This is a genomic window from Arthrobacter sp. Cr_A7 (assembly GCF_029222765.1).
Taxonomy (GTDB): domain Bacteria; phylum Actinomycetota; class Actinomycetes; order Actinomycetales; family Micrococcaceae; genus Arthrobacter.
The window spans coordinates 1-18,866 of the sequence record NZ_JARHXQ010000249.1 but is presented as its reverse complement, the minus strand read 5'-3'; the positions used below and the strand labels follow the sequence as shown (position 1 = coordinate 18,866).

The 18,866-nt window shown below is 64.9% G+C and carries 18 protein-coding genes and 1 tRNA gene; 6 read left to right on the top strand and 13 right to left on the bottom strand.

The features are described from left to right. Both rpoB and P2Q66_RS14800 read right to left on the bottom strand, forming a co-directional pair. Positions 1-3,500, bottom strand: a 3,500-nt coding sequence (rpoB, locus tag P2Q66_RS14805) for a DNA-directed RNA polymerase subunit beta (RefSeq protein WP_275729325.1), incomplete at its 3' end; no start/stop codon positions are given. A gap of 287 nt (positions 3,501-3,787) precedes the next feature. Next, positions 3,788-4,258 carry a hypothetical protein gene (locus P2Q66_RS14800; protein ID WP_275729323.1) on the bottom strand — a complete coding sequence of 157 codons (471 nt, stop codon included), beginning with the start codon at positions 4,256-4,258 and terminating at the stop codon, positions 3,788-3,790. A 229-nt stretch (positions 4,259-4,487) separates the two neighbouring features. Between P2Q66_RS14800 and P2Q66_RS14795 the strand changes: the two genes are divergently transcribed. Both P2Q66_RS14795 and P2Q66_RS14790 read left to right on the top strand, forming a co-directional pair. Then, positions 4,488-5,687, top strand: a complete 1,200-nt coding sequence (locus P2Q66_RS14795) for an acetyl-CoA C-acetyltransferase (RefSeq protein ID WP_275729320.1) — start codon at positions 4,488-4,490, stop codon at positions 5,685-5,687. Continuing rightward, the gene (locus tag P2Q66_RS14790) at positions 5,687-6,184 is read left to right on the top strand and encodes a YbaK/EbsC family protein (RefSeq protein ID WP_275729319.1); all 498 of its coding nucleotides are present in this window, start codon (positions 5,687-5,689) and stop codon (positions 6,182-6,184) included. The genes P2Q66_RS14795 and P2Q66_RS14790 overlap by 1 nt, the downstream gene beginning before the upstream one ends. A 140-nt stretch (positions 6,185-6,324) precedes the next feature. Here P2Q66_RS14790 and rplL read toward each other — a convergent pair whose 3' ends face one another. The 9 genes from rplL to P2Q66_RS14745 all read right to left on the bottom strand — a co-directional run bounded on the left by rplL (position 6,325) and on the right by P2Q66_RS14745 (position 12,862). After that, entirely contained in the window at positions 6,325-6,702 is a 378-nt protein-coding gene (rplL, locus tag P2Q66_RS14785; protein ID WP_079596663.1) for a 50S ribosomal protein L7/L12, read from the bottom strand. Between the two features lie 78 nt (positions 6,703-6,780). Next, positions 6,781-7,362 (bottom strand): 50S ribosomal protein L10, encoded by a 582-nt coding sequence (gene rplJ / locus P2Q66_RS14780; protein ID WP_079596662.1) that lies wholly within the window; start codon positions 7,360-7,362, stop codon positions 6,781-6,783. 293 nt (positions 7,363-7,655) lie between these two features. After that, the gene (locus tag P2Q66_RS14775; protein ID WP_079596661.1) at positions 7,656-8,774 is read right to left on the bottom strand and encodes a GNAT family N-acetyltransferase; all 1,119 of its coding nucleotides are present in this window, start codon (positions 8,772-8,774) and stop codon (positions 7,656-7,658) included. Between the two features lie 8 nt (positions 8,775-8,782). Then, on the bottom strand, positions 8,783-9,928 hold the full coding sequence (locus tag P2Q66_RS14770) for a GNAT family N-acetyltransferase (RefSeq protein ID WP_275729315.1): 1,146 nt from the start codon (positions 9,926-9,928) through the stop codon (positions 8,783-8,785). Between the two features lie 109 nt (positions 9,929-10,037). Further along, positions 10,038-10,745 (bottom strand): 50S ribosomal protein L1, encoded by a 708-nt coding sequence (gene rplA / locus P2Q66_RS14765; protein ID WP_115525236.1) that lies wholly within the window; start codon positions 10,743-10,745, stop codon positions 10,038-10,040. Between the two features lie 181 nt (positions 10,746-10,926). Next, positions 10,927-11,358 carry a 50S ribosomal protein L11 gene (gene rplK / locus P2Q66_RS14760; protein ID WP_003803853.1) on the bottom strand — a complete coding sequence of 144 codons (432 nt, stop codon included), beginning with the start codon at positions 11,356-11,358 and terminating at the stop codon, positions 10,927-10,929. Positions 11,359-11,486: 128 nt separating this feature from the next. After that, complete coding sequence (gene nusG / locus P2Q66_RS14755) at positions 11,487-12,308, bottom strand: transcription termination/antitermination protein NusG (protein ID WP_275729307.1); 822 nt, start codon at positions 12,306-12,308, stop codon at positions 11,487-11,489. 114 nt (positions 12,309-12,422) lie between these two features. After that, positions 12,423-12,707 carry a preprotein translocase subunit SecE gene (gene secE, locus P2Q66_RS14750; protein ID WP_079596657.1) on the bottom strand — a complete coding sequence of 95 codons (285 nt, stop codon included), beginning with the start codon at positions 12,705-12,707 and terminating at the stop codon, positions 12,423-12,425. A gap of 82 nt (positions 12,708-12,789) precedes the next feature. Beyond that, positions 12,790-12,862: transfer RNA gene (locus P2Q66_RS14745), tRNA-Trp, on the bottom strand. A 275-nt stretch (positions 12,863-13,137) separates the two neighbouring features. On the opposite strand from P2Q66_RS14745, the gene P2Q66_RS14740 reads away from it, so the two are divergent. Further along, positions 13,138-14,355: a pyridoxal phosphate-dependent aminotransferase gene (locus P2Q66_RS14740; protein ID WP_275729304.1), complete on the top strand. Its 1,218-nt coding sequence runs from the start codon at positions 13,138-13,140 to the stop codon at positions 14,353-14,355. 135 nt (positions 14,356-14,490) lie between these two features. Here the strand turns inward: P2Q66_RS14740 and P2Q66_RS14735 are convergent, their stop codons facing one another. Beyond that, complete coding sequence (locus P2Q66_RS14735; protein WP_275729301.1) at positions 14,491-15,174, bottom strand: response regulator transcription factor; 684 nt, start codon at positions 15,172-15,174, stop codon at positions 14,491-14,493. Continuing rightward, entirely contained in the window at positions 15,171-16,607 is a 1,437-nt protein-coding gene (locus P2Q66_RS14730) for an ATP-binding protein (RefSeq protein ID WP_275729299.1), read from the bottom strand. The genes P2Q66_RS14735 and P2Q66_RS14730 overlap by 4 nt, the downstream gene beginning before the upstream one ends. Positions 16,608-16,731: 124 nt before the next feature. Here P2Q66_RS14730 and P2Q66_RS14725 point away from each other — a divergent pair, with 124 nt between their 5' ends. The 3 genes from P2Q66_RS14725 to P2Q66_RS14715 form a co-directional block, all read left to right on the top strand. Then, on the top strand, positions 16,732-18,342 hold the full coding sequence (locus P2Q66_RS14725; RefSeq protein WP_275729297.1) for a PspC domain-containing protein: 1,611 nt from the start codon (positions 16,732-16,734) through the stop codon (positions 18,340-18,342). A 1-nt stretch (position 18,343) separates the two neighbouring features. Then, positions 18,344-18,643 carry a hypothetical protein gene (locus P2Q66_RS14720; protein WP_275729295.1) on the top strand — a complete coding sequence of 100 codons (300 nt, stop codon included), beginning with the start codon at positions 18,344-18,346 and terminating at the stop codon, positions 18,641-18,643. A 3-nt stretch (positions 18,644-18,646) separates the two neighbouring features. Continuing rightward, a partial coding sequence (locus P2Q66_RS14715; RefSeq protein ID WP_275729293.1) for a PspC domain-containing protein occupies positions 18,647-18,866 on the top strand: 220 nt, incomplete at its 3' end.

Genomic DNA, 18,866 nt, shown 5'->3' with positions numbered 1-18,866 from the left:
TCTACGGAACTGGGCTCTGCACGAGACAGATCGATGCCCAGTTCTTCCGCAGCCGTGAAGACTGCGTCATCAGAGTCACGCATTTCAATTGTGGTTCCGTCCGTGGAAAGTACTTCCACGTTCAGGCACAGCGACTGCATTTCCTTGATCAAGACCTTGAAGGACTCAGGAACGCCCGGCTCGGGGATGTTCTCGCCCTTGACGATTGCTTCGTAGACCTTCACACGACCGTGGATGTCATCGGACTTGATCGTGAGGAGTTCCTGGAGCGTGTAGGCGGCGCCGTAAGCTTCGAGCGCCCACACTTCCATTTCACCGAAGCGCTGGCCACCGAACTGTGCCTTACCACCCAGCGGCTGCTGCGTGATCATGGAGTACGGGCCGGTGGAGCGGGCGTGGATCTTGTCGTCCACCAGGTGGTGGAGCTTCAGGATGTACATGTAGCCGACCGAGATCGGATCCGGGAACGGCTCGCCGGAGCGGCCGTCGAAGAGGCGGGTCTTGCCTGAGGAGTTGATCAGGCGCTCACCGTCGCGGGTCACGTTGGTGGAGTCCAGCAGGCCCGTGATTTCCTCTTCGCGGGCACCGTCGAACACCGGCGTTGCAACAGTGGTCTGGCCACTCTCGCGCGGCAGGTTCGGCAGCTGCTTGACCCACTCGGGCTCGCCTTCGATCTTCCAACCGGTCTTGGCAACCCAGCCGAGGTGCGTTTCGAGCACCTGGCCCACGTTCATACGGCCCGGGACACCCAGCGGGTTCAGGACGATATCAACGGGGGTGCCGTCGGCAAGGAAGGGCATGTCCTCAACGGGGAGGATCTTGGAGATAACACCCTTGTTGCCGTGGCGGCCGGCGAGCTTGTCGCCGTCGGTGATCTTGCGCTTGGCAGCAACGTAGACGCGGACCAGCTGGTTCACGCCCGGGGGCAGCTCGTCGTCGTTGTCGCGGTCGAAGACGCGCACGCCGATGACGGTGCCGGACTCGCCGTGGGGCACCTTCAGGGAGGTGTCGCGCACTTCGCGGGACTTCTCACCGAAGATGGCGCGCAGCAGGCGCTCTTCCGGGGTCAGTTCGGTTTCACCCTTCGGGGTGACCTTTCCGACCAGGATGTCGCCTGCTTCAACCTCGGCACCGATGTGGATGATGCCGCGCTCGTCCAGGCCGGCCAGGACTTCCTCGGATACGTTGGGGATGTCACGGGTGATTTCCTCGGCACCAAGCTTGGTGTCGCGGGCATCGATCTCGTGCTCCTCGATGTGGATGGAGGAAAGGACGTCCTCGGCAACGATGCGCTGCGAGAGGATGATGGCGTCCTCGAAGTTGTGGCCTTCCCATGACATGAATGCCACGAGCAGGTTCTTGCCGAGTGCGAGTTCACCCTGGTCGGTTGCCGGGCCGTCGGCGATGATGCCGCCGACTTCCAGGCGCTGGCCTTCGTTCACCAGGACGCGGTGGTTGTAGCAGTTGCCCTGGTTGGAGCGGGCGAACTTGTTGATGCGGTAGTTGGTCTCGGTGCCGTCGTCGTTGAGCATGATGACGAGTTCGGCGGAAACCTCGGTGACCACACCGGCCTTCTTGGCGATGACAACGTCACCGGCGTCGACGGCTGCGGCGCGCTCCATGCCGGTGCCCACGAAGGGGGCCTCGGAACGGACCAGCGGCACGGCCTGGCGCTGCATGTTGGCACCCATGAGTGCGCGGTTGGCGTCGTCGTGCTCGAGGAACGGGATCAGGGCGGTAGCCACGGACACCATCTGGCGCGGGGAAACGTCCATGAACTCGACGTCCTCGGCGGGAACGAGCACAGGCTCGCCTCCACCACCACGGGCACGGACCAGGACGGTCTCTTCGGCGAACTTCTTGTTCTCGTCCAGTGGCGCGTTGGCCTGGGCGATCAGCACCTCAGCCTCGTCGTCGGCCGTCAGGTACTGGACGTCGTCGGACACGACGCCGTTCTTGACCAGGCGGTACGGGGTCTCGATGAAGCCGAACGGGTTGATGCGTCCGTAGGATGCCAGCGAACCGATCAGACCAATGTTCGGGCCTTCAGGGGTTTCGATGGGGCACATACGTCCGTAGTGGGACGGGTGCACGTCACGGACTTCCATGCCGGCGCGGTCACGGGACAGACCACCGGGGCCAAGGGCCGACAGGCGGCGCTTGTGGGTCAGGCCCGAGAGCGGGTTGTTCTGGTCCATGAACTGCGACAGCTGGGAGGTTCCGAAGAACTCCTTGATGGCTGCAACCACGGGGCGGATGTTGATCAGGGTCTGCGGCGTGATGGCCTCGACGTCCTGGGTGGTCATACGCTCGCGGACAACACGCTCCATGCGGGACAGGCCGGTGCGGACCTGGTTCTCGATGAGCTCGCCGACAGCGCGGATGCGGCGGTTGCCGAAGTGGTCGATGTCGTCGATTTCGACGCGCAGGTCCACTTCCTGGCCATCGCGGGTGCCCTTGATGGTCTTCTCGCCGGCGTGCAGCGCAACGAGGAACTTGATCATGGCGACGATGTCTTCAACGTGCAGGACAGAGGCTTCCTTGTCGCCAAGGGAACGGTCGATGCCCAGCTTGCGGTTGATCTTGTAACGGCCAACCTTGGCCAGATCGTAGCGCTTGGAGTTGAAGTACAGGTTGTCCAGCAGGGACTGGGCAGCCTCGACGGTGGGCGGCTCGCCCGGGCGCAGCTTCCGGTAGATGTCCAGCAACGCGTCTTCGCGGGTCTCTGTGGCGTCCTTCTCCAAGGTGGCCCGCATGGAGTCGTACTGGCCGAACTCCTCGAGGATCTGGCCTTCGGTCCAGCCGAGGGCCTTCAGCAGCACGGTGACGGACTGCTTGCGCTTGCGGTCAAGGCGGACGCCGACCTGGTCGCGCTTGTCGATTTCGAGCTCGAACCATGCACCGCGGGACGGGATGATCTTAGCGGTGAAGATGTCCTTGTCGCTGGTCTTGTCAGCGGCGCGCTCGAAGTAGGCGCCCGGCGAACGGACCAGCTGGGAGACGACGACACGCTCGGTGCCGTTGACCACGAAGGTGCCCTTCTCGGTCATCAGCGGGAAGTCGCCCATGAACACGGTCTGCTGCTTGATTTCGCCCGTGTTGTTGTTCATGAACTCGGCCTTGACGTACAGCGGAGCGGAGTACGTTGCGTCCCGGTCCTTGCACTCGGCCATGGTGTACTTGGGGTCAGCGAACTCCGGATCGGAGAAGCTCAGGGACATCGTGCCCTGGAAGTCCTCGATCGGGGAGATCTCTTCGAAGATGTCCGACAGGCCGGACGTGGTGGCGACGCTGAGATCGTTTTCTTCGACAGCCTTTGCTACGCGTGCCTGCCAGCGCTCGTTGCCGACCAGCCAGTCAAAGCTGTCCGTCTGCAGGGCAAGCAGATTCGGAACGTCAAGAGGTTCGTGAATCTTTGCGAATGAGAGCCGGCGAGTGGCACCATCAGTGCTGTCGGCGGTGTTAGCGGTTTCGTTATTAGAGGTGCTCGAGGCGACCAAGAGGGATCCTTCCACAGACCTTCAGGCGTTTTCAGATCTCCCCCGCTGTGCACCCTGCAGAATGAATCCGCAGTGCTACCATCCGGTTCCGCTATATGACCCGGGGCCGGTGCTGACCATGCTGTGACGTTGTTGACGGCACGTTGATTGTCAGCTGCCAGGCAAAGCCCACCGCTATATGAAGGCTGAAGGTAAACAGGGAAGACGCAAATATCTACGATACGGCAAAATAACCTACGTGTCTACCCCACATCCGGCAGGATTGCAAGCACCACTTTCCTTGCCGGTTAGAGCCGCAGGGTGACTCCCGCGGCGGTGCAGGTTCCGGAGTTGGCGAAGACGGCGTCACGAACCAGGTCCTTGGACGCCTGGTCCACAGGCTCGCCGGTTTCCACTTCGCTCGAGTAGTCCAGGGCGAGGACGCCGATGGACGCGAACAGGCCCGACAGGTCCCCGGAGACCCTGCCCTTGGCATCCGCAGCTTCCCGGTAGACGTCCTCGAAGGCATTGGCGTCGTTCCCTGCCGCCCGCAGGTCTGCATGAAGCGAATTGAACAACTCACATGCCGCCTTGGCGCCACTCGCCTCGGCGCCGGCTGCTGCCTCGGACGCGCCCGACGGCGGCACCTGGGTGGCTGCCGAAGTGGACGTTCCAGGAGCGGAAGATGGGGTGCTGCCGCCCGGCGCAGGGGCGGCTGTGGAGCATGCCGCCAGTCCGGCAAGACTTGCCACGGCCGCCGCGGCGAGGATCTTCTTCACGATACTGCTTCCCGTTCGTTGTTTCGGAGCGGGTTCCGCGACGCAGTTGCCCGCCGCCCACCCTACGCACGCCGCCGCCGTCGTGCATCCCGCTGCGATGGGGACCTCTCCCCCTTGCAGGAAGCCCGCGCACGGAATGCACATAGCGGTTCCGGCGTTTGAATAGATAGGTGACGAGGGTCACGATAGCCTTGGTGGCGTACAGCGGATCAGAGCGGAAGAGATAACCATGGGCAACTCCCCTGACAACAGCGACGTTGTCATCCTCGCGGCAGCACGCACTCCGCAGGGAAAAATCAACGGGCAGCTGGCAAGCTTTACGGCGGTGGACCTGGGCGCCCACGCGATCAAGGCCGCCCTGGATGCCAGCGGCGTGGACGTCGGCGACGTGGAGGCGGTGATCATGGGCCAGGTCCTGCAGGCGGGCGCGGGCCAGAACCCTGCCCGGCAAAGCTCCATCGGCGCCGGAATTGGATGGAACGTCCCGGCCGTGACCGTCAACAAGGTGTGCCTCTCGGGGCTGACTGCGGTCATCGACGCGGCCCGGATGATCCGCGGCGGTGAGGCCTCGGTGGTGGTGGCCGGCGGGCAGGAGTCGATGACCAGGGCTCCGCACCTGCTGCCCGGGTCCCGGCAGGGCTGGACGTATGGATCCATCCAAGCGCTGGACGCCGCGGCCCATGACGGGCTCACCGACGCCTTTGACGGCCAGTCCATGGGCCTTTCGACAGAGACCCGCAACCTCACGCTGGGGATCGACCGCACCTCGCAGGACCACGTTGCCGCCCAGTCGCACCAGCGCGCTGCCCTCGCGGCCAAGAATGGAACGTTCGACGACGAGATCGTCCCCATCAGCGTGAAGCAGCGCAAGGGCGACCCCCTCGTGGTGGCGACGGATGAGGGGGTCCGGCCCAACGCTTCGGTTGAATCGCTGGCCGGCCTGCGGGCCGCCTTCGTCACGGACGGCACCATCACGGCGGGCAACTCCTCTCCCCTGTCCGACGGCGCTGCCGCCCTGGTGCTGGCATCCCGCGGCTACGCGGAGGCACACGGCCTGGAATACCTGGCCGTTGTTGGAAAGCCCGGACAGGTTGCGGGGCCGGACAACTCGCTGCACTCCCAGCCCTCCCGCGCCATCATGAACGCCCTCGGCAAGGCAGGCTGGACCACCGCTGACCTGGACTTCATCGAGATCAACGAAGCCTTCGGTTCCGTTGCCGTGCAATCGCTCAAGGACCTGGACTACCCGCTCGAGAAGTGCAATCTCCATGGCGGGGCCATCGCCCTGGGCCATCCGATCGGCGCCTCCGGGGCGCGCCTGGCAGTCCATGCGGCGCATGAACTCAAGCGCCGCGGGTCGGGCAAGGCCGCAGTGTCCTTGTGCGGGGGCGGCGGGCAGGGCGAAGCGCTCCTGCTGTACCGCGACTGATGGCGGGCGCATCCGCAAACGGAACGAACGGCGTCGGACGGGAGCGGTTCCTGGCCGACGCCGCGGCCCGCGGCCTGCAGGTGGAGGTAGTGGAACGCCCTGCCGCAAAGAGCCTTGAGGAGGCGGCCGGGATCCTGGGCATCAGCCCCGGGGACATCGTCAAGTCCCTGGTGGTCAAGCACAAGGACGGCTCGTTCCTCTTTGCCCTCATCCCGGGAGACCGCCAGATCTCCTGGCCCAAGCTCCGGACACTCGTGGGCGTGAACAAACTGTCACTGCCTCCGGCTGACGTGGCGCTTGAGGCCACCGGATACGAACGCGGCACCATCACACCGCTGGGCAGCACCAACCCCTGGCCGGTCTACGCGGACGCCACCATTACCGGCCGGCGTATCTCGATGGGCGCGGGAGCCCACGGCTACAGCGCCTTCGTTGACGCCGACGCCCTGACCACAGCACTGGACGCTGTGGTTGCCGACATCTCAGACCCCTCTTAGGCGCCCCGGGGAAGGCCGGCCCAACTGGGTAGCGCTAACTGTCGTTTTCAACCGTCACAACGGCAGTTGGCGCTACCCAGTTGGGTTAAAGCAGAAAACCCCGCCCACCGGAGTGGACGGGGTTTTCCAGGAAAACGCTGTTACTTGAGGGTAACGGTAGCGCCGGCAGCCTCGAGCTGCTCCTTGGCCTTCTCGGCAGCTTCCTTGTTGGCGCCTTCGAGAACAGCCTTGGGTGCGCTGTCAACCAGGTCCTTGGCTTCCTTGAGGCCGAGGGAGGTGATGGCGCGAACTTCCTTGATCACTGCGATCTTCTTGTCGCCAGCAGATTCGAGGACGACGTCGAAGTCGGTCTTCTCTTCGGCCTCTTCAGCAGCTGCGCCACCGGCGGGGCCGGCAACTGCAACAGCAGCAGCGGTAACTTCGAAGGTCTCTTCGAAGAGCTTGACGAACTCGGAGAGCTCGATGATGGTCAGTTCCTTGAAAGCTTCAATGAGCTCTTCGTTGCTGAGCTTCGCCATGGTAGGCGTCCTTCCTGTTGTGGTGTTCGGCGGCACGGGGCCGGGCCTTACACCGGAGTCTTGTGGGGTAAAGAGAAATTAGTTCTCTTCGGCTGCGGGAGCTTCGGCCGGGGCCTCAGCTTCGGCAGCGGGAGCTTCTTCAGCGGCGGGTGCTTCGGCAGCTGCCGGTGCACCGTTCTCTTCTTCAAGCTTGAGGCGCAGTGCGTCAATGATGCGTGCAGCTGCGGCGGCGGGTGCCTTGAGGACCCCTGCAACCTTGGCGAGCTGCAGCTCGCGGGACTCGAGCGCTGCCAGTTCGGCAACCTCGCTGGCGTTCAGTGCCTTGCCCTCGAAGTAACCGGTCTTGATAACCAGCTGCTTGTTGGTCTTGGCAAAATCCGTCAGGCTCTTGGCAGCGGCAACTGCGTCACCCTTGATGAACGCGATTGCAGTGGGGCCGGCAAGCTGGCCGTCGAATGCTTCGACGCCGGCTTCCTTGGCTGCAATGGCGGTCAGGGTGTTCTTGACGACCGCGAACTTGGTGTCCTGGCCGAGAGAAACACGCAGCTGCTTGAGCTGTGCAACGGTGAGCCCGCGGTATTCGGTCAGGACAGCGGCGTTCGATTCCTTGAAATCGTTAGTGATCTCAGCTACTGCTGAAACCTTGGTAGGCGTTGCCATAACCCTCCTTCCGGGGATAGTGCCGGTATTCGACGGTCCCCGCTCAGGTGAGCTAAAACTAAAAACGCCCCGCGCAGATGCACGGGGCTTGGCTCAACACGGTAATCCGTGGAGCGTTGCTTCGTTCACCTGCGCCGGCCGCCCTATGTCAGGGTCCTTCGTCCGGAAAGCCACTGGATCTTCCGCGCACAACTGCAGAGTTGAGCCATGTTCAGGAGAGTGGATTTCCAACAACCGACGGTCTTTGGTCATCCCAGTCTACGGGAGGACGCACTGCACCACCAAATCGGGGCTCAGCTGGTCCTGGTGTGCAGCTGCGGAAGCTCCTTTTGCCAGATCCCGGTCACACCTGCTGTGTGGAATCCCAGCTGCTGGTTGACGGTGAGCAGGTAGCGGTTTTCCGGGGCGTTCCACGTGTAGATCACGCGGGCATCCGGGAACTGTTCGGTCAGCCGCTCCATGTTGGCCACCTTGATCAGCAGCCCCAGTTTGTTGCCCCGGTGCTCCTGCAGCACAATCGTGTCGTCCTGGAAGACAACGTCGGCGCGGTGCGCCAGGACCGTGATGGTGGTCAGTCCCACGAGGGAACCTGTGGCGAGGTGCTCGACGGCGGTGACCACCGTCCGCCTGCCCTGCGCAATGGCCACTTCCTCGGCCTCGCGGAGGATGCCGCCGTCGAACACCATGTCCTGTTCCACCGGCACGTCGAGGGACGGGTCCACGTCCGCCCCGGCCTGGTTCTCCAGTGTGGCGACGGCTTCCAGCCATTGGTCCGGGCAGCGGTCCGTCCAGTGGTGGAGTCGGTACCGGCCGTTGTTGGCCTCGTCCGCCTCGGCCTGGAGGTCCGCCACGAGCTTGGTGTCCAGCGGCAGGGAACAGGAGCTGAACTGCTCAATGTGCTGGAGGGTGTACCCGGTCTTTTGCGCGAACTCGACTTCGCGGCTCTCCAGCGGTACGAAGCCCTGCCCGGAACCGGGAACGAGCTGCGCCTGTTCGAACTCGTGGAGGGAAGCGCCGGGATGGTTCGTGTCCACCAGGATCATGGTGCGCCCTTCAGCGCGGGCGAGGTGTTCTGCAGCTTCGAGCAGGCGCCGGCCAACACCCTGGCGCTGGTACTCAGGAAGGATGTCGAGGGTGAATTCGGCGAGGTCCAAGTGGTCCGTGAGGGGCAGTGCGATGTCCACGGTGCCCACGATTTCGCCGTCCACTTTGGCAACGAGGATCAGCTGCCGCTCGTAGGGGTCCTCAAACTCGAGGAGCTTTTCAAGCGGGCCGTAGGCGAGGTCGTCACTCCCCCACGTCTGCATCCTCACCTTGCGGCCCACCTCGACGGCGGCGAGGAAATCCGTTGCGTCCGGCGCGTCCACTGAGTCGGGAATCCATAGCTGCTCGATCTTCACGTCTTTTGCCATTGGGGGCATCATCCCAGCCGTTTCTGCCACTCACCTTCAAGGCCTGCGGGCTTGAATCCAAGCGCGATATTTATCGCCAGCATATGCTGGTTTTCGCTGGCGTTCCACGTCAGGACCGCGCGCGCCGAGGGCCATCTGGCCTGGGCACGGCGCAGGTTGGCGATCTTGATCAGCAGGCCCAGCCGGTGGCCGCGGTGTTCCCCCGACACCAGGGTGTCCTGCTGCGCGATGGACGCCGGAACCCCGGGCCGCCAGATCAGGACCGTGTAGGCAACCAGTTCCCCCGTGCTGCGGTGCAGGGCTGCAGCCACCGCCGACTGCACGCCGCTGCGGGCAAACGTGCGCTCTTCCTCCCGGACGCGGGCCGCATCCCAATCTTCACGCTCCCACTCAAGTCCTGCGGTGGGGACGTCCACGCTCATCCGTGCCTTCAGTTCCGCGTACGTGTGAACGAGCTCCTCCGGGCAGCGGTCGTCCCAGCCGGTGACGGCGTAGTCCACGGCCAAGGCGGAGGCCTCAGACTCGAGCCCGGCCAACAGGTCCGCAGGGACGGGCAGGGCCAGCCGGCTTGACCGCTCCACCTGCTCCAACTGATATCCGGCGGCGGAGGCAAAAGCGGTGGCCAGGTCATTCAGCGGCAGTTCCCCGGCGCCGGACCTGGCCGGAACCATATCGGAGTCAGCCCGTACCAGCTCCAACGGCACCTCGTGATACGCATCCAGTGACGTACGCCCCCGTTCCACCGCCCTGCCCTCCGCATAGTCCAGAAGAGCCCTGCCTAGGCCCTGCCGCCGGTATGCGGGGTCAACCAGGACATCGATTCCGGCAGTGGAGGTGTTCTCCCGCAGGGGAAGGGTCACCGAGCACAGTCCGGCGGGCATCCCGCCAACGCGGGCCAGGTACAGGTGCCGCTCCTCGTACTCGTTGCCCCGCCAGAACTCCAGAGCCTCCTGCAGGGTGGGACAGCGGTCCAGGTTTCCCCAGAGCGACAGTTCGTGGTCCACCCGCATGGCATGGCATATGGAGAAGTCTGAGGAAGGCGCGACGGCGGCCGGCTGGGTGTCACTGCCGGGCTCCGGAATCTCCACAGCGGCAATGTCCAGCGCGGCGGATGCAGGAGGACCTTCTGGGGCGGGGGGCTCCGGTTCGGCCATTGCCCCAGCTTAGGCATTAGGGGAAGACAAGTTAAGCAAAAACCGCCCGGCGCAAGCGCCGGGCGGTTTTTGTTATTCCGGACGGATCCGGAAGAGGAACTTCGAGGACTTACGCCTCGGTCAGAACCTTGGTGACGTTGGGGTCAACGGAGATGCCGGGACCGAAGGTGGTGGCAACCGTGGCCTTCTGGATGTAGCGGCCCTTGGAAGCGGAAGGCTTCAGGCGAAGCACCTCTTCCAGTGCTGCGGCGTAGTTCTCGGCCAGCTTGACGGCGTCGAACGAAACCTTGCCAATGATGAAGTGCAGGTTGGAGTGCTTGTCGACGCGGAAGTCGATCTTTCCACCCTTGATGTCGTTGACGGCCTTGGTGACGTCGGGGGTCACGGTGCCCGTCTTCGGGTTCGGCATCAGGTTACGGGGACCCAGGACCTTACCGAGGCGGCCAACCTTGCCCATGAGGTCAGGGGTGGCAACGGCGGCGTCGAAGTCGGTCCAGCCGCCGGCGATCTTTTCGATCAGGTCATCGGAACCAACGAAGTCGGCGCCGGCAGCGATTGCTGCTTCAGCCTTGTCACCCGTGGCGAAAACCAGGACGCGGGCGGTCTTACCGGTGCCGTGGGGCAGGTTGACCGTGCCGCGGACCATCTGGTCAGCCTTACGGGGATCGACGCCGAGGCGGAATGCAACCTCAACGGTGGCGTCGAACTTGGACGGGTTGGTGTCCTTGGCGAGCGTTACTGCCTCGAACGGCGCGTAGAACTTCTCCGCGTCGATCTTGGCGGCTGCTGCCTCATATGCTTTGCTGCGCTTTGCCATGCTGCTTATTTCTCCTTGTGCAGTTGTGGTCTGCGGACCGCGCTGGGCCCTGCCACAGTCGGTGGTCCGGTTCGTTATCCGGCCCGGATGCCCGACATTTCAATGTTTCGATGGTGCCGGTTTCCCGGCGGTGCCGCCCGTCGTCGTCAATTGCCCGACGCCCGGAAGGCTGCGGGGGTTACTAGCCCTCGACCGTGATGCCCATGGAGCGGGCGGTGCCGGCGATGATCTTCGCTGCGCCTTCGAGGCTGGTGGCGTTGAGGTCTTCCATCTTGGTGGAGGCGATCTCGTTGACCTGGGCCTGGGTCAGCTTGGCAACCTTGACGGTGTGCGGGGTAGCCGAACCCTTGGCAACGCCTGCAGCCTTCTTGATGAGCTCTGCAGCCGGCGGGGTCTTGGTGATGAACGTGAAGGAACGGTCCTCGTAGACCGTGATTTCCACGGGGATGACGTTTCCGCGCTGGGCTTCCGTCGCAGCGTTGTACGCCTTGCAGAATTCCATGATGTTGACACCGTGCTGGCCAAGCGCAGGACCGATCGGCGGAGCCGGGTTAGCGGCACCTGCCTGGATCTGCAGCTTGATGAGGCCGGTGACCTTCTTCTTGGGAGCCAATGTAGGGTCCTTCTCTCAATAACGTCCTGGGACACAGGAGCGTGCCTCAGGTTTTTGGCCGCCATGGCGAGGCGGCCGGCCGTTCCGGGGCTGCTAAGCGGGCAGCGCCGGGACGAATTCTTGGGAAATCAGATCTTGGTGACCTGGTTGAACGCCAGGGTGACCGGCGTTTCGCGCTCGAAGATGGAAACCAGGACCACGAGGGTCTGGGATTCGACCTTGATCTCGGAGATGGTGGCGGGAAGGGTCTCGAACGGACCTTCCTTGACGATGACGGACTCGCCAACTTCGAAGTCCACGTCCACGGGGGCCTGGTTCTGCTTGTTGACCGGCTTGCCCTTCTCGGCCTGCTCTTCTTCGAAGACCGGAGCCAGCATGGAGAAGACCTCGTCCAGGCGCAGCGGCACGGGGTTGTGGGCGTTGCCCACGAAGCCGGTGACGCCGGGGGTGTGGCGGACGGCACCCCAGGAAGCGTCGGTCAGGTCCATGCGGACCAGGACGTAGCCGGGAATTCGGACGCGGTTGATGACCTTGCGCTGGGCGTTCTTGATCTCAACGACTTCTTCCATGGGCACCTGGATTTCGAAGATGTAATCTTCCATGTCCAGGGTCTGGATGCGGGTCTCCAGGTTGGCCTTCACGCGGTTCTCGTAGCCGGCGTAGGAGTGGATGACGTACCAGTCACCCTCCTGGCGGCGCAGCTTGGCCTTGAATTCCTCAGCCGGGTCAGCGGCTGCGGTGGCGGCTGCAGCGGCGAGGGCGTCCGTGGAATCGCCGGAAGCGGCGTCGCCTTCCGCCTCGGCAGCGTCGTCGAAGTCGGCGTCGTCAGAGTCGGCGTCGTCGGATTCGGGCGCGGAGGACTCAACCTCAGACTCGTCACCGGCTTCTGCCGTGATGTCCGCGGACTCTTCCAGCTCAGTCTCGGTTACCTCGAGCTCCTGCTCAGACACTTGGTCTCCTGCTTCCTCATTGCCTAACATGCCTATTTAAATGGCTCAATTCCGCACGCCACTGTTCCCTCCGGTTTTCCCGGATGGAACACGCAGCCTGCGGACCCTGCAGCCTTAGCTGTCCGTGGAGCCGGTCCCGCCGAAGATCCAGCTGACAGCGGTTCCAAAACCGATGTCCAGCAGGCTGACGATGACCATCATGATGGCCACGAACACCAGCACCACGAGCGTGTAATTGATCAGTTCCTTGCGGGTTGGTGCAACAACCTTCTTCAGTTCGCCGATGATCTGGCGGATAAAGAGTGCAATGCGGGCGAAGAAGTTTGCCTTGGCGTCCTTCTTAGCTGGCCGGCCCTTGGAGCTGCTGGCAGCTGTTTCGGTCACCTGGTCCTCGCTCATCTTTGCAATGTTGGATCACCCGGCCCTGATCAGAACCATGGTTGCTGCGCTTGCCCCGGATTTTCGCCCGGGGCAGCTTGCGCAGGGCAGACAGGACTCGAACCTGCAACCTGCGGTTTTGGAGACCGCTGCGCTACCAATTGCGCCACTACCCTATGGAGTGAATGTCACTCTCCGACGACGAACAGCCAGCTTGCACTGGGGCGCACGTCATCATCCGTGTTTTCAACACCGGTAAACCAGTCTACGCAAGAACTGCGCGTTCGTAAAACCAGACTGTTCCGGCCCTTCCGCAAGCCTGTTTGAGCCGTCCTGCAAGGCAGTCACATTTCAAAACCGGCAACCCGGAGGGTCCGGTGAACAGCATAGAGTAGAACTCGTCGAATCCCACATTCCAGCCTCCTGGCTGCAAGCGAAGAACGGACCTGCCATGTCTGCCGCCCGCGTTTCCCAACGCATATCCGCTATTGCCGAATCCGCCACCCTTGCCGTTGACGCCAAGGCGAAGGCGCTGAAGGCAGCTGGCCGGCCGGTTATTGGGTTCGGGGCGGGCGAGCCCGACTTCCCCACCCCGGACTACATCGTGCAGGCAGCCATCGGCGCCGCCACCCAGCCGAAGTACCACCGCTACTCCCCCGCCGGCGGGCTCCCCGAGCTGAAGAAGGCCATCGCGGAGAAGACGCTGCGGGACTCAGGCTACGCCGTCGACCCTTCCCAGGTGCTGGTCACCAACGGCGGCAAGCAGGCCGTCTACAACACCTTCGCCACCTTGGTGGACCCGGGCGACGAAGTCATCGTCCCCACCCCTTTCTGGACCACGTACCCGGAGGCCATCCGGCTCGCCGGCGGCGTGCCCGTCGAGGTGTTCGCCGGCCCGGAGCAGGACTACCTGGTGACCGTGGAGCAGCTTGAAGCAGCCGTCACGGACCGGACCAAGATCCTGCTCTTCGTCTCGCCGTCGAACCCCACCGGCTCTGTCTACTCCCCCGAGCAGGTGGCGGAAATCGGCAAGTGGGCGGCGGCAAAGGGCCTCTGGGTGGTCACGGACGAGATCTACGAGCACCTGACGTACGACGGTGTTCCCTTCACCTCGATCGCCACCGCCGCCCCTGAGCTGGGCGACAAGGTGGTCATCCTCAACGGCGTGGCCAAGACGTACGCGATGACCGGCTGGCGCGTGGGCTGGATGATCGGCCCGGCCGACGTCATCAAGGCCGCCACCAACCTGCAGTCGCACGCCACGTCCAACGTTTCCAACATCCCGCAGATCGCGGCCCTCGCCGCCGTGTCCGGGCCGCTGACCGCCGTCGACGAAATGAAGGTGGCCTTCGACCGCCGCCGCAAGGCCATCGTTGCCGGCCTGAACGCCATCGAAGGCGTGGAATGCCCGACGCCGAAGGGCGCCTTCTACGTCTACGCGGACGTCCGGGGGCTCCTGGGCAAGGAATTCCCGACGGCGGCTGGCACGGCCACCCCTCAAACGTCGGCCGAGCTTGCGGCGCTGATCCTGGACGAGGTTGAGGTGGCAGTTGTTCCCGGCGAGGCGTTCGGCCCGTCCGGCTACCTGCGCCTGTCCTACGCCCTGGGTGACGAGGACCTCGCCACCGGCGTGCAGCGCCTGCAGGACTTCCTGGGCAAGGCCCAGTAACACGCTCTCTCACCTTTCGCAGGTTAAACCCAAACGCTCTATCCCTCTCTTCAGGAGAGTGATAGAGCGTTTGGGTTTAAGGCGCCAAACGTGATGGAGCGTTTGGGTTTTAGGCGCAGGAGGTGAGAGAGCGTCCTAGAGGAGGCGGCGCTCGGCGGCCCACTTGGTGAGTTCGTGCCGGCTGGAGAGCTGCAGCTTCCGCAGCACGGCGGAGACGTGGGTCTCCACGGTCTTGATGCTGATGAACAGTTCCTTGGCCACTTCCTTGTAGCTGTAGCCGCGGGCAATGAGGCGCATGACCTCCAGTTCCCGGGCCGAGAGCTTGTCCAGTTCGTCGTCGGCGATGTCCGCCGGTGCGGTGCCAAAGGCGTCCAGGACGAAACCGGCGAGCCGGGGCGAGAAGACGGCGTCCCCGCCGGCCACCCGGAACACGGCGTCGGTGATCTCGGCGCCGGAAATGGTCTTGGTGACGTAGCCGCGGGCACCGGCACGGATGACGGCCACAACATCCTCGGCAGCGTCGGAAACGCTGAGGGCAAGGAACCGCGTGGACCCCAGCAGTGGGGCGGATCCCGCGATGACCTCCCGGCCCCCGCCGCCCAGGCCGCCCGGAAGGTGCACATCGAGCAGCACGACGTCGGGGCGCTGCTCGGCGATGACGGCGATGGCCTGCTCCACGGTGGCGGCCTCGCCCACCACCTGGATGCTGGCGTCCAGGTCAGCCTTCAGCCCGGATCGGAAAATGGCATGGTCGTCCACAATGACCACGCGGACGGAGTTTGCCGGGCGGCTTGCTGCCGCCCCCTGGTTCGCGTTCATGATTTCCCTTCCACGTTGTCCGTCCCCGCCGCCTGCAGCCGCAAACGGACTTCGGTCCCGCTCCCGGTGTTGAGGATGGTGGCCGTCCCGCCGTGCCGTTTCATCCTGCCGATGATCGATTCCCGCACGCCCAGCCGGTCCTCGGGCACATCCGAAAGCTCAAAGCCGGGACCCCGGTCCTTGATGAAGATTTCCGTCTGCGCGTCCGATGCCTCGAGGTAGACGGAGACGGTCCCACCGCCATGCCGCGAGGCGTTTAGCATCGCTTCGCGGCTGGCCTGGACCAGTGCCTCGTGCGCTTCGGTCATGGCGGCATCGCCCACGCTGACCACTTCCACCGCGTTGCCCAGGAGGTCCTCCACCTCTGCGGCCACTGCCTTGATCCGGTCCGAGAGCTGCCCGGCTTCCCGGCCGGGATCCTGGAACAGCCAGCCGCGCAGCTCACGCTCCTGCGCCCGGGCCAACCGGACGACGTCGTGCTCGTTGCCGGCGCGCCGCTGGATCAGGGCCAGCGTCTGCAGGACGGAATCGTGGAGGTGGGCGGCGATCTCAGCCCGTTCCGTTTCCCGGATCCGGCCGGCGCGCTCGGACTCCAGGTCCCGCCAGAATTTCAGTGCCCACGGAAGGAGGACCAGGACCACGCCGCCCAGGACAGCCACCGAGGCCAACAGGGCAAGCCAGGTCTGCTCCCATGATCCCGATCCGGACACCATCACCAGCACTCCGGCCACCACCAGCGCCAGGCCGGCCGCCAGGCGCGCCCAACCGCCTGCCTGGTCTGCCTTGGTTTTGTCTACAAGGCCGGCACGGCGGGTTTCATCGAGCTGCATCCAGGCGATGGAGGCGCCGCCCAGGACGGCGGCTGCCGGGATGAGGGTTCCGAGGGGAACGTCCACTCCCAGGAGCTGGGCGATCATGATTCCTGCCACCAGCAGGAGTCCGCTGCCCAGCAGGATCTCTTTGCCGTACCTCATGCTGCGGACCCGGAACCAGGGCGGGGCCGGAGCCTCGGCGGACGCGGCCGGGCCGCCACCGGGTGCGCCGGCGTCCAGCGGCGGTGTTCCAAAGACCGGAGAAGCGCCCGCCGTGCCCGGGAAACCGGCAGTGGCGGCGCCCTGTGCGGGCAGGCCCACGTACCCGCCTGCGGGTGCGGGCGGCTGGGGTCCGGCAGGCGGCGGCTGGCTTACTGCAGGAGCAATGGGCGACGCCGGGCGGCGGGCGCTGCGCCGCGCTGCCTCATCCGCGGTGGGAACCATGATCCACAGCCAGGCATAGAAAACCAGGCCGGCACCACCGGCGAGGGTTGCGAGGGCCATACCAACCCTGACGTTTTTTACCGGCCAGCCCAAATGCACCGCCAGGCCCGAGCACACGCCGGCTATCACGCGGTCGCTGCTGCGGGCCAACGGGGGCCTTGTGGGGACGGTTGTCATGGATCAATCCAAGCACGGATCAGGGTTCCCCGGACCGCAATCCGGTGCCAACCGGGGGTAACTCAGGGATAGCTCAGGGTGTCCCCCAGTAGAGCCCGCGCAAGCCTAACGGGAGGATTTAGGTATGAACTCGCAGACCCCCTCCCCCGACGACGACCAACCCACCGAGCCCCTGCCCGGGCCGGGCAGCCAGCGGCCCACCGAGCCCCTGCCGTCCTCCGCACCAACACCTCCGGACCCGTCCGCTTCATCCGAGGCGACCCCGGACGACACCGTCCCGAACAACACCAGCCAGGACAGCGCTGGCCAGAGCTACAGCCGCCAGCCCGGTGGCAACCAGGACGCGTCATCCGGCCAGAGCTACCCCGGCCCCCGCTACGGCGCCCCCGCCGCCGCCCCTTCAACGGACTTCTTCACCTGGGTCCGGGGCCACGGAATCCACCGCGGCAGCGACCGCTGGGTGGGCGGCGTTTCCAGCGGTATCGCCAACCGGCTGGGCGTCGATCCGCTCATCATCCGCGGCGTCTTTATTGTCCTCACGCTCTTCGCGGGCATCGGCGTCCTGGCCTACGGGCTTGCCTGGGCCTTCCTTCCCGAACCGGACGGACGAATCCATGTGCAGGAAGCCGGAGCCGGCCGCTGGTCCACCGGCATGACCGGTTCGCTGATCGCCACGATCCTGGGACTCACGGGCCTGGGCGGCGGATTCTGGGGCTGGAGCCACAACGGCTTCGGCGGATTCCTCTGGACCGTGTTCTGGGTGGGCGGCGCCATTTACCTGGTCTACTACCTCTCCCAGCGCAACAAGGGTGCCCGGCCCGCCATGGCAGGACAGCAGCGGGGCGGCGCGTACGGCGGCACGTACGGCAGCACGTACGATGCGGGCTATCCCGGAACAGCCTCCACGTCATCTTTTGCCGCGACCGGCACAAGCTACGGCACCAATCCGGCCTCGGGTTCCATGCCGTCCTACGGCGGCGGATACGGCGGCAGCTCCTTCGGTGACGGCACCGTCGGGGGCGGCGGCAGCAGCGGTTCCTATCCCGGCGGCCCCACCGGCGGAGCCCCTTATGGCGGTACCACCCCGCCTCGGCCACCAAAGCCGCGGCCCGCAGGTCCCGGCACACCGGCCGTTGCCATCGCAGCGGGGGCAGCCCTGCTGGTAGGCGGCGGGCTCAAGGCCCTTGACGCCGGCAACGTGATCAACCTGGGCGACTCCGCGAATGCCATCGTCTGGGCCAGCGCCGCCGCCGTCCTTGGCCTGGGGATCCTCATCGCCGGAATGCGTGGCCGGACTGCAGGAATCCTCAGCCTGTTCGCAGTGATTGCCCTGATCGCCGGCGGCGTGTACAACGTGGTGGGCAACGGTGACCGGGTGCGGTTCCAGCAGGTGAACTGGAGCCCGGCCAGCATCGCTGAGGCCCGCGACGGCTTTGACGTCACCGCCGGCCGGGGAACGGTGGACCTCACCAACCTGGCCGTCAACGCTCCGCTGCCATCCGACGTCGTCATTCCCCTGGACATCACGGCGAGCAACGTCACAGTAGTTATCCCTGACAACGTGCCGGTCGATATCAAGGCGGACATGACCATGGGAAACCTCAACGAGGTCAACGGGCAGCGCGGCGGCACCACCACCCGCGAAAGCAGCTACAACACCGACGAGCCCGGCAGCCGCCTGGTGGTCCAGATCGACGGCACCTTCAGCAACGTCACCATTCAGGAAGGCAACTGAAATGAGCAACAACAATCCGGCTCCGGAGCCGCACGCAGCGGGCACCTACTCCACCGACATCCCGACGGCGGCGGCCACGGACCCTGCCGGCCCGGCACCTGCGAGGGTGGGAACGGTGGTGTGGGGACTGATCGTCCTGGCGCTCGCCGCGCTCATCATCGTGGCCCAGCTGGGGTTCGTAACCCTGAACGGCACCTATGTCCTGATCGGCCTCATGATCGGAGCCGGCGCCGCCCTGGTGGTGGGCGGCGTGCTCTCCGCCCGCAAACGTGACAACGAACCTACAACAGGGAAGTCTTAGGCCATGGACAAGTTTTTCAGCATCGTCAGGGGCCTCGGCCTGAAACGCGGCCCGCAGCGCTGGCTCGGCGGGGTCCTCGGCGGCATCGCTGCCAAGCTGAACGTGGATGTGGCCTACGTCCGCATCGCTTTCCTCCTGTTCTGCCTCCTCCCCGGCCCGGCCGTCATCTTCTACCTCCTGGCATGGGCGGTCCTTCCGGACCAGCGGAACGTCATCCCGCTCC